The following is a 14,366-nucleotide window of genomic DNA, read 5'->3' on the forward strand; positions in this document are numbered from 1 at the left end:
TTGGAAAACGCCATCAGGCCGCTTCCTTCTTACGTACGAGCCTACGGGTTCGGTCTGACGTGCCCGAGAGGGCAGGACGCCCCCTGGCGAGGCTCGGAGAAGGCCCTCGGGAGCCCGGTGCCCGGGCCGGGCGGCAGGCGGCCCCCCGCGGCGGCGGCGTGGATGTTAAAGGAGGCGGGACATGACTCCGGTTCCCAACCCCGTCCGCTTCCGAGGCACCGATTCCTACCTGACCAACGAGGGCCTCCAGGCTGCCGTCAACTGCGCGTTGACGCTCCAGCGACCGCTGCTCGTGAAGGGGGAGCCCGGGACGGGCAAGACGCTGCTGGCCGAGGCCATTGCCCAGTCCCTGGGCCAGCGGCTGCTCACCTGGCACGTGAAGAGCACCACCCGCGCGCAGGACGGCCTCTACGTCTACGACACCGTGCAGCGCCTGTATGACTCGCGCTTCGGCGACGGCGACGTGCGAGACATCCGCCGCTACATCAAGATGGGCCCGCTGGGCGAGGCGTTCTCCGCCCCCGAGCGCGTCGTCCTCCTCATCGACGAGGTCGACAAGGCGGACCTCGAGTTCCCCAACGATTTGCTCCACGAGCTGGACCGGATGCGCTTCCGCGTCACCGAAACGGGCGACGAGGTGGCCGCGAAGCACCGCCCCGTGGTGGTGATTACGTCCAACAACGAGAAGGAGCTGCCGGACGCCTTCCTGCGCCGCTGCGTCTTCCACTTCATCGACTTCCCTGACGCGGAGCTCATGCGCCGCATCGTCGCCGTGCACCACCCCGGGCTGGAGGCCACGCTCACCGAGCAGGCGCTGAAGGTCTTCTACGAGCTGCGCGCCTTCACCCGCCTGCGCAAGCGGCCCTCCACCAGCGAGCTCATCGACTGGATTGCGGTGCTCAAGTCCCAGGGCGTCACCGACCTGAAGCTGGATGAGAACCTGCCCTTCCTGGGCGCCCTGCTGAAGAAGGAGCAGGACCTGGTCTCCGTGGCGGAGGCCTTCGGGCGCGGCCGCCGTCCCCGGGCCTGAGAGAGGGAGGCGCCATGTTCCTGCCATTCTTCTACGAGCTGCGCAGGCGCGGCGTGAAGGTCGGCGCGCAGGAGGCACTCGCGCTCGCGGGGGCGCTCCAGGCGGGCCTGCACGACAGCAGCCTGGACGGCTTCTACCATGTGGCGCGCGCGCTCCTGGTGCACTCGGAGACGCAGCTCGACACGTTCGACCAGGCGTTCCTCGCGCACTTCAAGGGCGTGGAAACGGCGGGCCTGGAGCTGACGCAGGAGCTCTTGTCCTGGCTGGAGGAGGCTCGCGAGCGGCAGGACTTGAGCCCCGAGGAGCTGGCGCTGCTGGAGCAACTGGACCCGGAGGAGATTCGCCGGATGTTCGAGGAGCGCCTGCGCGAGCAGCAGGAGCGCCATGACGGCGGCAACCGGTGGATTGGCACCGGGGGCACGTCTCCCTTCGGCAATGGCGGCTTCGCTCGCGAGGGCATCCGCGTGGGCGGCAAGGGTGGCCGGCAGGGCGCGGCGCTGATGCAGGCGGGCGCGCGGAAGTACGCGGGCTATCGCGATGACCTGGTGCTGGACACGCGGCAGCTCGCGGTGGCGCTGCGCAAGCTGCGGGCCTTTGCTCGCGACGGCGCTCCGGACGAGCTGGACGTGGACGAGTCCATCGCCGCCACCGCGAAGAACGCGGGCGAGCTGGAGGTGGTGGTGCGCCCGCCGCGCCGGCCCAACACGCGCGTGGTGCTGGCCATGGACGTGGGCGGCTCCATGGACCCGTACGCCGCGGTGATGAGCCGGCTGTTCAGCGCGGCGAGCCACGCGACGCACTTCAAGGAACTGCGCATCTATTACTTCCACAACTGCGTCTACGGAAAGCTCTACGCCACGCCCCAGCTCACCGGCGGCATGACGGTGCCGGAGCTGACCGCGCAGGTGGGCCGGCACCACAAGCTGGTCATGGTGGGCGACGCCTCCATGGCCCCGTACGAGCTGTCCATCCGCACCGACGCGGACGGGCATTACAAGGCGGACGGGCTGGAAGGCCTGACGTGGATGATGCAGCTCGCGCAGCACTTCGAGCGCAACGTGTGGCTCAACCCCGAGCCGATGGGCACGTGGCGCTCGGGCACGATTTCCGTCCTGGCCCGCGTCTTCCCCATGTTCCCCCTCACCGTGGAGGGCCTGGGCGAGGCCGTCACGCACCTGACGCGCGGGCGCACCGTGAAGGGCGTGGCGGCACGGAGGTAGAGCGGCGGGGTGCATTCCCCTGCCCCACGGGGCAGGAATTCCCCGTGCCCCGTGGACTGCCGGACGGCCGGGTGGGCGGGCTCGCGTTTCGTGCGGCGTTCTGGCGTCGGTTACGGCATGGTGCGCCGCACGCGAGCGGGAACGCGAGGACACCCATGACGACCGACAAGCAGGACGTGCTGGCCATCAACACCATCCGCACCCTGGCCATGGATGCGGTGCAGCAGGCCCACTCGGGCCACCCGGGGGCTCCCATGTCCCTGGCCCCCGTGGCGTATCAGCTCTGGCAGCAGGAGCTGCGCTATGACCCGTCCCACCCCATCTGGCCGGACCGCGACAGGTTCATCCTCTCCAACGGCCACGCCTCCATGCTGCTGTACGCGCTGCTCCACCTCTCCGGGGTGAAGCGCGTCACCCGGGAATACACCGTCGAGGACGCGCCCACCGTCTCGCTCGACGACATCAAGAAGTTCCGCCAGCTCGACTCCGCCACCCCCGGCCACCCCGAGTACCGGTGGACCAGCGGCGTGGAGACCACCACCGGCCCCCTGGGCCAGGGCGTCTCCAACAGCGTGGGCATGGCCATCGCCAGCCGGTGGCTCTCCGGGCACTTCAACCGCCCCGGCTTCGAGATGTTCAGCTACGACGTCTACGCCATCTGCGGTGACGGAGACTTGATGGAGGGCGTCGCCTCCGAGGCCGCCTCCGTCGCCGGCCACCTCCAGCTGCCCAACCTCTGCTGGATCTACGACTCCAACCACATCTCCATCGACGGCAGCACCGACCTCGCCTTCACCGAGGACGTGGGCCGCCGCTTCGAGGGCTACGGCTGGCGCGTCATCCGCGTGCCCGACGCCAACGACCTCACCGTCATGGGCGAGGCCCTGCGCACCTTCAAGACGCTGCGTGGCAAGCCGACGCTCATCATCGTGACGACGCAGATTGCCTTCGGCGCACCCAAGCTCCAGGGCTCCGCGAAGGCCCACGGCGAGCCGCTGGGCGAGGAGGAAATCAAGGGCGCCAAGCGCAACTACGGCTGGCCCGAAGACGCGAAGTTCCTCGTCCCCGACGGCGTGCGCGAGCGCTTCCAGGAGCGCATGGGCAACCGCGGCAAGCAGCTGCGCACCGAGTGGATGCAGCGCTTCGAGGAGTACCGCAAGCAGTTCCCCGACCTGGCGGACCAGCTGGAGCGCATGCAGCGCCGCGACCCGCCCCAGGGCTGGGACTCGGAGCTGCCGACGTTCCCCGCCGACGCCAAGGGCATGGCCACCCGCGAGTCCAGCGGCAAGGTGCTCAACGCCGTCGCGAAGCACTACCCGTGGATGGTGGGCGGCTCGGCGGACCTGAATCCTTCCACGAAGACGTACATCACCGGCTCCGAGTCGATGAAGCCCGGGGAGTACTCCGGCCGCAACATCCACTTCGGCGTGCGCGAGCACGCGATGGGCTCCATCGTCAACGGCCTGTGCCTGAGCAAGCTGCGCGGCTACGGCGCCACGTTCCTCATCTTCAGTGACTACCAGCGCCCCGCCATCCGCCTGTCCGCGCTGATGGAGCTGCCCGCGCTGCACATCTTCACGCACGACTCCATTGGCCTGGGCGAGGACGGGCCCACGCACCAGCCGGTGGAGCAGCTCGCCAGCTTGCGCGCGATTCCGGGCATCATCGTGATGCGCCCCGGTGACGCGAACGAGGTGGTGGAGGCGTGGCGCGTGATTGGCGAGCAGCGCAAGCACCCGGTGGTGCTCGTGCTCACGCGGCAGCCGGTGCCCACGTTCGACCGCTCGAAGTTCGGCGCGGCGTCCGGCGTGAAGCGCGGCGGCTACGTGCTGGTGGATGCGGAGGGCGGCAAGCCGGAGGTCATCCTCATCGGCACCGGCAGCGAGGTGTCGCTGTGCGTGGACGCCTACGAGAAGCTCAAGGCCCAGGGCATCAAGGCCCGCGTGGTGAGCCTGCCCTCGTGGGAGCTGTTCGAGCAGCAGCCCCAGGAGTACCAGGACAGCGTGCTGCCTCCGAGCGTGAAGGCCCGCGTCGCGGTGGAGAAGGCCGCCGCCTTCGGCTGGGAGCGCTGGGTGGGCCACGCCGGCAACGTCATCGCCATGCGCAGCTTCGGCGCGTCCGCCCCCATCAAGGACCTGCAGCAGAAGTTCGGCTTCACCGTGGACAACGTGGTGCAGGTGTCCAAGGACACCATCGCCAAGGTGAAGGCCCGCTCGTAGGCCCGCGCTCCGCGGACAGGCGCTGATGAAAGAAGGGCCCCGGACCGTCCCCCAACGGTCCGGGGCCCTCGCATTTCATGATGCTGAAGCAACAAGGTGTCCCGCCCCCCGACAGCCCGGGCACCTCTCGAATCCCCCCAATCACAACTCCTGACTCGCTCACGCCGCGGGACTTGCGGCCCCCCGCATCCCGGCCCCCGCCGGGTTCCCGCGACGTGAGTCCGCCAGGAAACTCAGGCCACGATGTGCGTGGGGCGGTGCACCGGCTCACCCACGCGGCTCATCTCGCGCAGCATCCGCTGGAAGTCCGAGTTCGCGATGCCCGTGCTGCCCGAGGCCATCGCCTTCGTGGCGTACTTCTCGTAGATGTCGAGCACCTTGCGCGCGTCCGGCCCGAGCCGGCTGTAGTTGTCGCGCACCCACTTCTGCAGGTCCGCGAACTCCACACCCGCCGCCTGGCCGTCGTGGTCGGCCACGCCCTCCTTGATGGCCGCCGTCAGGTCCTTCCCGGAGATGCGGCCGTTCTTCACGTCCAGCTTCTCCAGGGCGTTGCGCATGGAGTCGTCGCGGAACGTCTTGAACTGGCCCGCGTCCTTCACCATCTTGTCGAACTGGCCCTGCGACAGACCCGCCGCGCCCGCGCTCTTGGCGTACTTCTCGTAGGTGGCGAGCACCTGCTTCGCCTCGGGCGTGAGGCGGTCCTTGTTCTTGCTGGCCCAGTTCTGGAACTCGCGCAGCTCGGACGTGGTGGAGTGGCCATCCGTGTCGGACACGCCCTCCTTGATGGCGTCCAGCATGTCCTCGCCGGAGATGGAGCCGTGCTCCTTGTCCAGCTTCGCCAGGGCCTTGCGCGCGCTGGCGTCACCGCCCACCTCGCGGAACTCCTTCTTCATCTCGGCCCACTCGGCGCGGGAGATGTCCTTGTTGCCGGTCGCCAGCGACTTCGCCGCGTGCTGCCCGAAGACGTTCAGCACGTCCTTCGCCTCGGGAGACAGCTTCGCGCTGTTCTTCTTCGCCCAGTCGCGGAAGGCGTCGAGCTCGGCCTTGGTGTTGCCGTCCTTGTCCTTCGCGCCGCTCTCGATGGCGCGGGCCATGTCGCGGCCGGAGATGGGCGCGGGCAGCTTGTCCAGCTTCGCCAGCGCGCGCTTCGCACCCTGGTCACCGACCTTGGCCATCTCCGCGAGCATCTTCGCGTTGTCCGCCTGGGAGATGCCCGTCTCGCCGCGCGCCTGCGACTGGGCCGCGTACTTGGAGTAGATGTCCATCACCTGCTTCGCCTCGGGCGTGAGGCGGTCGGAGTTCTTCTGCGCCCACTCGGAGAAGGCGCGGTACTCACCCGAGGCCGCCTGGCCGTCCAGGTCCGCCGTGCCGTTCTTGATGGCGTCCGCCATCTCCTCGGCGCTGACGGGGCCCTTCGTCTGGTCCAGCTTGTTCAGCTCCGCCAGCGCGCCCAGGTCCAGCGGCTGCCAGCAGCCGGTCGGCTTCGTCGGCACCGGCGTGCCGCAGTGGCCACCGGGGAACGGCGACGGCGGCGGGAAGGGGAACGGCCCGGGGTGGTGCGGGAACGGCGAGGGCTGCGGGAAGGGGAACGGCGACGGGTGGTGCGGGAGCGGGTGCGGGTGGTGCGGCAGGTGGCCGCCCGGGAAGTGCGGCAGCGGGTGCGGGTGGTGCGGCAGCTGCGGGAAGTGGCCGTGGTCGGGCGGGAAGCAGCCGCCGGCGACGATGCCCTGGCGGGGCTCCGGGAGGGCCGTCTTCACCGGCTCCGTGGTGGGCTTCGTGAGCGCCTGCGTGGTGCTGGTGACAGAGCCGCGGACGGCCGGGACAACGAGGTTCGTGGGGATTCGGGTGGTCATTTGGATCTCCGTGTTGGAGCGTGGTGACCATCCCCATTGCGCGCAGCGTGCCACACACCTGCCCCCGTGGCCTCACCTTTACTTCATCGTCTTTTCAGGGGGTTGGACGCGCGGGGGTGTGTCCCGGAGGCCGCGAGGGGGTGGTGACAACAGTCACCACCGGTGACACCTGTCATCACCCCGGAGTCGGGGGGTGGTGACGGGAGTCACCGGATCCGCGCCAGTGTCCGGGACGTGCTTGAAGCCATGCTCCTGGATGTCGAGGTCCAGGGACATCACAGCCCTCCGCGAAGCTCCATCTCACTCCAGAGCGCGCCGTCTCGCTCGCGGAGGAGGAAGGTGAGCCGGCCTTGATGGAAGCCTCGCACCGGCGCCTCCGGGTCGGGGAAGCCTGGCGGCAGCCTCCAGTCCGGGGGCTGGGTGGCTTCCATGGGGATGCCTCGCTCGCGGCGCAGCTCGCCGACCTCGTGGTCCGTCAGCAGGCGTGCGCGGCTCCAGGGAAGAAGCTCGCGTCCGTGCATGCCGACTCGCTGCCCTGGCGGTGGGTCTTCCCATGGGCCTATCGCGGTGCGCTTCAGGGCCGACAGGTGCGCGCCACAGCCGAGCACCTGGCCCATGTCCCTTGCGAGGGAGCGCACGTAGTAGCCGCCTCGGCAGGTCAGCAGCAGCCGGCTCGAATGCGGCAGTGCGTGGGAGAGCCAGCGCGCCTGGTGCAGGTACACGCGGGACGGTGGCAGCTCCACCACCTCGCCCCGGTGGGCCTTTCGGTAGGCGGGCTCTCCTCCCACCTTCTTCGCGCTCGTCGCCGGTGGCACCTGCTCCTGCCAGCCCACGAAGCGCGCGAGCGTTGCGTCCAGCAGCTCGGGCGTCAGCGTGGACGTGCCACCTTGATGCACCGGCTTTCCGTGCAGGTCTCCGGTGTCCGTCTCCGTGCCCCACACCACGTCGGCCTCGTACGTCTTGGGCACGGCGTGGAGCAGCTCGAACAGCCGCGTGGCCCCGCCCACCAGCACAAGCAACAGCCCTTCCGCGAACGGGTCCAGCGTCCCGCCATGGCACACCGGCACGCGCTTGCCCGGCTTCGCCCGCGTCTCCTCCAGGAACGACTGCACCACCGAGAAGCTCGTGGGGCCCACCGGCTTGTGGACGCGATAGATGCCGGGAGTCATGCGACCACCTCCCTCCGGGCGGAGGGCTCGCGGAATGAACGTTCCTTCCGCTCCTGCCGGCGGCCGGGCGGGGCGGACGCGAGGCGGAATGAACGTTCCTTCCGCGCCTGCTGGCTGCCGGGCGGGGCGGACGCGAGGCGGAGCGCCCCGGCCAACATGCCCTTTGTGAGGACGAAGGGCCCGCCAGTCACGGTAGCGGCACGCAGGCTGCGTTCCACCGCGCCTGCGCTCCTCGCGCGCTCACGCCCAGCCCATGCATGCTCCACCCACTCCCTCACTCAGTCCTCCTCACCCATCGACTGCTCCGCCACCTCCGTGGCGCCTCCGGGCTTCACCAGGTGCACCGGCGCGCAATGTGAGCGCTCCGCTACCACCCTCGCCAGGGGCTCCGCGTGTGTCGTCACCCATATCTGACTGTGCTTCGCCGCGCGCGTGATGAGCCGGCCCAGCGGCTCCAGCAGGTCCGGGTGCAGGCTCGTCTCCGGCTCGTTCAGCGCCAGGAAGGGCGGCGGCCTCGGGCTCAACAGCGCCGCCAAGAGGCACAGGTAGCGCAGCGTCCCGTCCGACAGCTCCGCCGCGCCCATCGGACGCATCAGCCCCGGCATGTGCAGGTACAGGCTGAAGCGCCCCTCCGGTGAGCGCACCTCCAGCCGCGAGCCCGGAAACGCATCCTCCAGTCCCTGCTCCAGCGCGCGGTAGTCCCCAATCTCCAGGATGGTCATCAGCGCCGCGGCGAGGTCCCTGCCGTCATGTGACAGCACCGGCGTGCGCACGCCCACCTGCGGGTGCCGCATGGGCGCGTCCGGGTCCGTGCGGAACTGGTGGTAGAAGCGCCACGCTCGCAGCGTGCGCTGCACCTCCGCGAGGCGTGGGAAGCGGTGCGGCTCGGCGAGCTGGTCCATCACCGACTCCGCGCTCCAGAGCTGCGTGGGGAACGTCACCCGCGTCCCCTCCGCATCCCGCAGGAAGGCCGTGCGGTCCTTGCGCTCCATCAGCACCACCTTGCGCCCTCCCGAGAAGGCCCACAGGTGTTCCTCCTTCACCTCCGGGTCCAGCGCGAAGTGTCCCGCCTCGCCCGGCACCGGCGGGACGATGCCGCAGCTCAACTCGTACGCCACGTCCCCCAGCTCCACGCCCACCGTCATCCGCACGGGCTTCTTCCCCTCGCGAGGACCCGCCCACAGCACGCTCGGCGTGCCGCCCTCCTCCGCCAGCGTGCGCGCCAGCCGTCCCTCCGCCGCCGCCACCAAGAGATACAGCGCTCGGTACAGGTTCGTCTTGCCGCTGCCGTTGGGCCCGACAATCACATTCACCGGACCCAGCTCCAATGACAGCCTTCGCACCGAGCGGTAGCCGGCGATTTCCAACCGCGTGATGGGCATCACCCGTCAACCATCCTTTCCAGGCGCCGCAGTCCACGCCTTACGCTGGTCAGTTCACCCGCTCCCACTGGCAACGGGCGCCTTCCTTCTGGACCCACCTCATGATGCTCCCGACTCGCCTCTCCCGGGCGCTGGCGCTCGTCTGCTCCATCGCACTTTCCGGTTGTGATGACGACCCCCAGCCCGCGCCCGACGCGGGGACCGATGCCGGCGCCGAGCCGTGGGATGGCGGCTACACCGTGCTCGAGGAGCGCGGTGACTACACCGAGGACCCGGGCGTGCTCGCACCGTGCGCCTTCCTGCCCGCCGTCGGCGCCGAGCCCGAGGTCTGCCCCGAGCCCTCCCAGTTCGACCTGTCCACGTGCAACCGCGCTTCGCTCGGCGCCCTGCCGGACGACGCCAGGTACCAGGTCCTGTTGCGCGAGGAGCTTCCCCTCGATGACGGCGGCGTCGAGGGCAGCCCCAACTACACCGCCTTCGCCCTGCGCTCGGACGGTGGACCCGACACCCTCCTCGATACGCCCATCACCTCGAAGGTGAAGGACGCGGAGAACCTCCGCCTCTACTCGGAGGTCCTGCTGGCGGACGGCGGCACCAACCGCCGCCTCCTCGTCGGCTGCCAGGTCACCGCGCCGGACCGCTTCACCGGCTGCTACGCCCGCTGCGTCAACGGCCGCGTCCGCACTCGCGCCACCTTCGAGGCGTACCGCATGACGTTCCCCGACGGTGAGGCCGAGTCTTCTGGAGGCCTCGACCTCGTCTCCGAGTCCCGCGTGGAGCAGGGCCTGCCCGTGGACATCTACGTCGCCAAGGAGCACGCGTATGTCGTCTCCATCAAGTACAGAAGCCGGGGGAGCAGGGACGGAGGCCTCACCGTCTTCGACGTGAAGGACCGGGCGCGTCCCGTCCTCAAGAAGGTGATGAACCTGCCCGCGGACACCTACTGGAACGGCGTCTGGGCCAGGGGAGATGCCCTCTATGTGGCCAGCGAGGCCACCGGGGTCCTCGTCTTCGACATCTCCAACCCCGCCGACCCGGTCTTCCTGCGCAGCCTGCCGGCCGGCGCCGGGCACCTCAACATCCATACCGTGCTGGTGGACGGAGACCGGCTCTATGGCATGGCCCCCTCGCCCGAGAGCGCCACGTTCGTCTTCGACATCTCCAACCCGCTCAACCCCGTCCTGCTCCAGCGCATCCAGCTTCCACTCGTCGCGTCCTATGACGGGCCGCATGACGCCTTCACGTACGGCGGCCGCCTCTACGTCAGCCACTCGAGCGGCGGGTACTACGTCGTCGACGCCAGCAACCTCGACGACGTGAAGCTGCTGGGCATCTACGCCTACACCTACAGCTTCAGCCACCACAGCGCGGTGGGCACCTTCGCCGGGCGCACCATCGCCTTCGAGGGCAGCGAGGGCCCGAGCACCCATCTGCGCATCCTCGACGTCACCGACCCCGCGCACATCGTGAAGATTGGCGAGTACAAGAAGCGCCCCGTCTCCTCCATCCACAACATGCTGCTGGTGGGCTCGCGCCTCTACATCGCCTGGTATCACGAGGGCGTGCGCGTGCTGGACGTGTCCAACCCCACGAAGCCGCGTGAGGTGGCGCACTTCAACACCTTCCGCGAGACGGACCCGGAGCGCAGCGACGACAACTACGAGGGCGCCATGGGCATCCGCGTGCCGGGGGATGGGTACGTGTACGTCGTGGACACGTCGCGTGGGTTGATGATCTTCAACCAGCCGTAGTCACGCCTGCCCCGGGCCGGGGCGCTTTCCACCCCGGCCCGCATGCTTCCGCGGGGCCGGTGCGCCCGTGCAATGACAGGACCATCCCGGGCCGGGAACGCGCTCGGCCGTGCTCACGGTGGAGTTCCTGCTCACGGCGCAAATATTTCCATCGGCGCACCGCTATGCCGAGCTCGCGGAGACGTTTCCGGACAGGCGGCCCGCGACTCGGACGGGACGCCCCATTCGCGAGGCCCACGTCCATGACGTCCCTTCCACGCTCGCCGTGGGCGCTGCTGTGCACCGGCGTCCTCTGCCTGTTCGCGCTCTCAGGCTGCACCGACGACCCGCCCGACCCGGACCCCGTGAAGGACGCGGGGACGTCCGACTCCGGGACTCCAGACGACGCGGGCTCCGACGACGCGGGCTCCGAGGACGCGGGCTCCGACTCCGGCACTCCCGACGACGCGGGCTCCGGCGACGCGGGCCCGGAGGACTCCGGCACTTCCGACGCGGGACCGGAACCCTGGGATGGCGGCTACACCGTGCTCGCGGAGACGGGGAACTGGGTGGACCGCGGCTCGTATGCGCCGTGTGCCTTCAACTCCGTGGGAGCCCCGGACACCGTCGCCTGCGATGACCTGTCCCGCTATGACTTGTCGCAATGCTCGCCGGACGCGCTCGCCGCTGTCGAGCCGCACGGCATCTACATGACCGACCTGCGCACGGAGCGGCGCCTGGCCGACGGCGGCACCCGCATCAGCCCCGCCTCCGCCCGCTTCGTGCTCCGCTCCGATGGCGGCCCGGACATGATGAGCAGCGCGCCCCTCCTCCAGCGGCAGACGGACGGCGGGACGTTCTTCGTCGTCGGAAGGAATCCCTACACCGGCATCGTGACGGCGCTCGCGGGCTGCCAGGTGCCGTTGCCCGGAATCATCACCGGCTGCTTCAGCCGCTGCGTCGACGGACTGTTCGCGGGGACGGGCACCTTCGAGGCCCACAACGTCGCGGTGCATCCGGGCGAGCCGGAGTCTTCCGGCGGACTCGAGCTGCTCTCCGAGTCCTTCGTCGCCCTGGGCCTGCCCGCGGACGTCTACGTCGCGAAGCACCACGCGTATGTCGTCTCGTTCAACGAGGCCGGCGTCGACGGTGGGCTCACCGTCTTCGACGTGAGCGACCCGCGACACCCCATCTTCAAGGCGTCCATCAGCCTGCCCGGCGACAGCTACTGGAACGGCGTCTGGGCCAAGGGGGATGCCCTCTACATCGCGAGCCTGAACTCGGGCGTCCTCGTCTACGACATCACGGACCCCGGAGCGCCGGAGTTCGTGCGCAGCTTCGCCGCGGGCCCCGAGGGCGTGCACACCGTGCTTGTCGACGGCAACCGGCTCTATGCCATGTCGCTGGACAGCTCGACGCTGGTGTTCGACGTCTCCAGCCCGCTCAGCCCCGTGCTGCGCCAGAGCATCTCCTTGCCGGAGGAGTTCTCGTCCGCGGGCCCGCATGATGCCTTCGCGTACGAGGGCCGCCTCTACGTCAGCAACGGGTTTGGCGGCCTGTCCGTCATGGACATCACCGACCTGGAGAACGTGCGGCACCTGGGCCAGTTCGTCCACGGCGACGGCGCCTACGCGCACCACAGCGAGGTGGGCACCTTCGCCGGCCGCACGATTGCCTTTGAAGGCGGAGAGGCGAGCGGCGCACACCTGCGCGTGCTCGACGTCACCGACCCCGCGCACATCGTGAAGATGGGCGAGTTCCGCCTCCGGCCCGTCACCTCCATCCACAACTTCATCCTCCGGGGCACGCGGCTGTACGTCGCCTGGTACCAGGAAGGGCTGCGCGTGCTCGACGTGTCCAACCCCACGCGGCCGCGGCAGGTAGCCCACTACAACACCTTCCGGGAGAGTGACCCCGGACGGACGGACAACCTCACCCAGGGCGCCTTCGGCATCCGCGTGCCTGGTGACGGGGCCGTGTACCTCGTGGACTCCTCGCGCGGCCTGCTCATCTTCAACGAGCCGTAGACGCGCGGCGGCGTCGCTTCCCAACACACGCAGAAGAAAGAGGACCCACCCATGTCTGTCCGTGCCGCGCGCCTGCTGCTCGCGCTCGCCTGTGCCACGTCGCTGTCCGCCTGCTCGACGGAGACGGGGGATGCGCCGCCGCTACAACCCGACCCGGACACCATCCTCTATGACGGCCCCTGGACGCCGCTGCAGGAGAACGGCGAGTGGGTGGACCCCGGCCCCCTGGCCGAGTGCTCCGTGCTCTCCAGCAACACCACCGTGTGCGGCTCCGAGTCCTCCTTCGACCTGTCGCACTGTGACAGCGCCTCGCTCGCGGGGCTGGAGCGCGAGGGCGCCATCTACCGCGCGGAGATTCGCTACCAGGTCTCCAACAGCGCGGACGGCGTGGATGGCACTCCGGACAACGGCGGCTTCCAGTTCGACGCCGACGGGCAGCTCCTGAGCGTCATGGGGTCTCTGCCGACCTCCGCGTCCCGCGAGGACACCGGGACGTTCTTCGTCTCGTCCGGGCTGGTGCGCTCCTCCAAAGGCCTGGGCCGCTTCACCTTCGCCGGCTGCAAGGCGACGGGGCCGCGCACGCTCACCGGCTGCGTGTCCATGTGCAGCAGTGGCCAACTGCGCTACCGCGGCACCTTCCGCGCCGAGCGCATGACGTGGCGCGAGGGCGAGTCCGAGTCCTCCGGCCTCCAGCGCGTCTCCGAGACCTCCGTGGACTTGGGCCTCCCCGTGGACGTGTACGTCACCAGGGGCCATGCCTACGTCGTCTCCCATCCCACCGAGGACTGGAACGGCGGCCTCACCGTCTTCGACGTGAGTGACCCGCGCAAGCCCGTGAAGCGCACGGCGCTGAACCGGCCCAATGACAACTCCTGGAATGGCGTCTGGGCGAAGGACGACGCGCTCTACATCGCCAGCAAGGTCGCGGGGGTGCTCGTCTACGACATCACCAACCCGGCCCGGCCCGCCTTCGTGCGCAGGGCCAACGTGCCCGGCATCAACGGCACGCTCAACGTGCACACCGTGTTCGTGGAGGGGAGCCGGCTGTACGCCATGGCGCCCACGGCTCGCGAGACGCTCGTCTTCGACATCACCCGTCCGCTCGAGCCCCAGCTCCTCATGCGCTACGCCTACCCCGGCGGGACGGGCTACCCGCATGACGCCTTCGCGTACGGTGGCCGGCTCTACATCAACCACACCGAGGACGGCTTCCTCGCCGTGGACGTCACGGGCACGACGCCGACGCTGCTGGGCAAGTACACCTACGGGAATTCGTACAGCCACTCCAACGCGGTGGGGACCTTCAATGGCCGCACCGTCGCGTTCGAGGGCGGCGAGACGCTCGGCGCGCACCTGCGCGTGCTGGACGTCACCAACCCCGCGAGCATCGTCAAGGTGGGCGAGTACAAGCTGCGCGGCCTCACCTCCATCCACAACATGGTGCTCGTGGGCACGCGCCTGTACGTCGCGTACTACCACGAGGGCGTGCGCGTGCTCGACGTAGCGGACCCCGCGCACCCCCGCGAGGTGGCGTACTTCAACACCTTCCGCGAGTCTGACCCGGGCCGCGCGAATGGCATGTACGAAGGGGCCATTGGCATGCGCGTGCCCGGTGATGGACACATCTACGTGGTGGATACGGCACGCGGACTGCTCCTCTTCGACGAGCCGTAGACCGCCGGGCTTCCCGGCGGCGCACCGTCGCCCCTACACTGGCAGCCCTGGTGGCCCGTGGG

9 protein-coding genes are annotated in these 14,366 nt (G+C 69.5%); 6 read left to right on the top strand and 3 right to left on the bottom strand.

Annotated elements, in window-relative coordinates:
- Window positions 1-181: 181 nt before the first annotated feature.
- From G4D86_RS37415 to tkt, 3 genes are all read left to right on the top strand, one after another.
- A complete protein-coding gene (locus tag G4D86_RS37415; protein WP_163999074.1) occupies window positions 182-1,030 on the top strand; it encodes an AAA family ATPase in 849 nt (282 codons plus the stop codon).
- 14 nt (window positions 1,031-1,044) lie between these two features.
- Window positions 1,045-2,250 carry a vWA domain-containing protein gene (locus G4D86_RS37420; protein WP_163999076.1) on the top strand — a complete coding sequence of 402 codons (1,206 nt, stop codon included), beginning with the start codon at window positions 1,045-1,047 and terminating at the stop codon, window positions 2,248-2,250.
- Between the two features lie 155 nt (window positions 2,251-2,405).
- Entirely contained in the window at window positions 2,406-4,469 is a 2,064-nt protein-coding gene (gene tkt, locus G4D86_RS37425; protein WP_163999078.1) for a transketolase, read from the top strand.
- A 233-nt stretch (window positions 4,470-4,702) separates the two neighbouring features.
- Here the strand turns inward: tkt and G4D86_RS37430 are convergent, their stop codons facing one another.
- The 3 genes from G4D86_RS37430 to G4D86_RS37440 all read right to left on the bottom strand — a co-directional run bounded on the left by G4D86_RS37430 (window position 4,703) and on the right by G4D86_RS37440 (window position 8,873).
- Window positions 4,703-6,322 carry a hypothetical protein gene (locus G4D86_RS37430; RefSeq protein WP_163999080.1) on the bottom strand — a complete coding sequence of 540 codons (1,620 nt, stop codon included), beginning with the start codon at window positions 6,320-6,322 and terminating at the stop codon, window positions 4,703-4,705.
- Window positions 6,323-6,597: 275 nt separating this feature from the next.
- On the bottom strand, window positions 6,598-7,491 hold the full coding sequence (truB, locus tag G4D86_RS37435) for a tRNA pseudouridine(55) synthase TruB (protein WP_163999082.1): 894 nt from the start codon (window positions 7,489-7,491) through the stop codon (window positions 6,598-6,600).
- A 278-nt stretch (window positions 7,492-7,769) separates the two neighbouring features.
- The gene (locus G4D86_RS37440; RefSeq protein WP_163999221.1) at window positions 7,770-8,873 is read right to left on the bottom strand and encodes an AAA family ATPase; all 1,104 of its coding nucleotides are present in this window, start codon (window positions 8,871-8,873) and stop codon (window positions 7,770-7,772) included.
- A gap of 101 nt (window positions 8,874-8,974) precedes the next feature.
- Between G4D86_RS37440 and G4D86_RS37445 the strand changes: the two genes are divergently transcribed.
- The 3 genes from G4D86_RS37445 to G4D86_RS37455 all read left to right on the top strand — a co-directional run bounded on the left by G4D86_RS37445 (window position 8,975) and on the right by G4D86_RS37455 (window position 14,304).
- Entirely contained in the window at window positions 8,975-10,624 is a 1,650-nt protein-coding gene (locus G4D86_RS37445; protein ID WP_163999084.1) for an LVIVD repeat-containing protein, read from the top strand.
- A 242-nt stretch (window positions 10,625-10,866) separates the two neighbouring features.
- Complete coding sequence (locus tag G4D86_RS37450) at window positions 10,867-12,630, top strand: LVIVD repeat-containing protein (protein ID WP_163999085.1); 1,764 nt, start codon at window positions 10,867-10,869, stop codon at window positions 12,628-12,630.
- 51 nt (window positions 12,631-12,681) lie between these two features.
- Window positions 12,682-14,304: an LVIVD repeat-containing protein gene (locus G4D86_RS37455; RefSeq protein WP_163999086.1), complete on the top strand. Its 1,623-nt coding sequence runs from the start codon at window positions 12,682-12,684 to the stop codon at window positions 14,302-14,304.
- Window positions 14,305-14,366: the final 62 nt, after the last annotated feature.

Origin of the sequence: Pyxidicoccus caerfyrddinensis (assembly GCF_010894405.1) — a bacterium.
Lineage (GTDB): Bacteria > Myxococcota > Myxococcia > Myxococcales > Myxococcaceae > Myxococcus > Myxococcus caerfyrddinensis.

Bases quoted from the DNA above. Each gene is read 5' to 3' on its own strand.
- G4D86_RS37415 (WP_163999074.1), top strand. From the start codon at position 182: ATGACTCCGGTTCCCAACCCCGTCCGCTTCCGAGGCACCGATTCCTAC.
- tkt (WP_163999078.1), top strand. From the start codon at position 2,406: ATGACGACCGACAAGCAGGACGTGCTGGCCATCAACACCATCCGCACC.
- G4D86_RS37420 (WP_163999076.1), top strand. From the start codon at position 1,045: ATGTTCCTGCCATTCTTCTACGAGCTGCGCAGGCGCGGCGTGAAGGTC.
- G4D86_RS37440 (WP_163999221.1), bottom strand. From the start codon at position 8,873: ATGCCCATCACGCGGTTGGAAATCGCCGGCTACCGCTCGGTGCGAAGG.
- G4D86_RS37430 (WP_163999080.1), bottom strand. From the start codon at position 6,322: ATGACCACCCGAATCCCCACGAACCTCGTTGTCCCGGCCGTCCGCGGC.
- G4D86_RS37455 (WP_163999086.1), top strand. From the start codon at position 12,682: ATGTCTGTCCGTGCCGCGCGCCTGCTGCTCGCGCTCGCCTGTGCCACG.
- G4D86_RS37450 (WP_163999085.1), top strand. From the start codon at position 10,867: ATGACGTCCCTTCCACGCTCGCCGTGGGCGCTGCTGTGCACCGGCGTC.
- G4D86_RS37445 (WP_163999084.1), top strand. From the start codon at position 8,975: ATGATGCTCCCGACTCGCCTCTCCCGGGCGCTGGCGCTCGTCTGCTCC.
- truB (WP_163999082.1), bottom strand. From the start codon at position 7,491: ATGACTCCCGGCATCTATCGCGTCCACAAGCCGGTGGGCCCCACGAGC.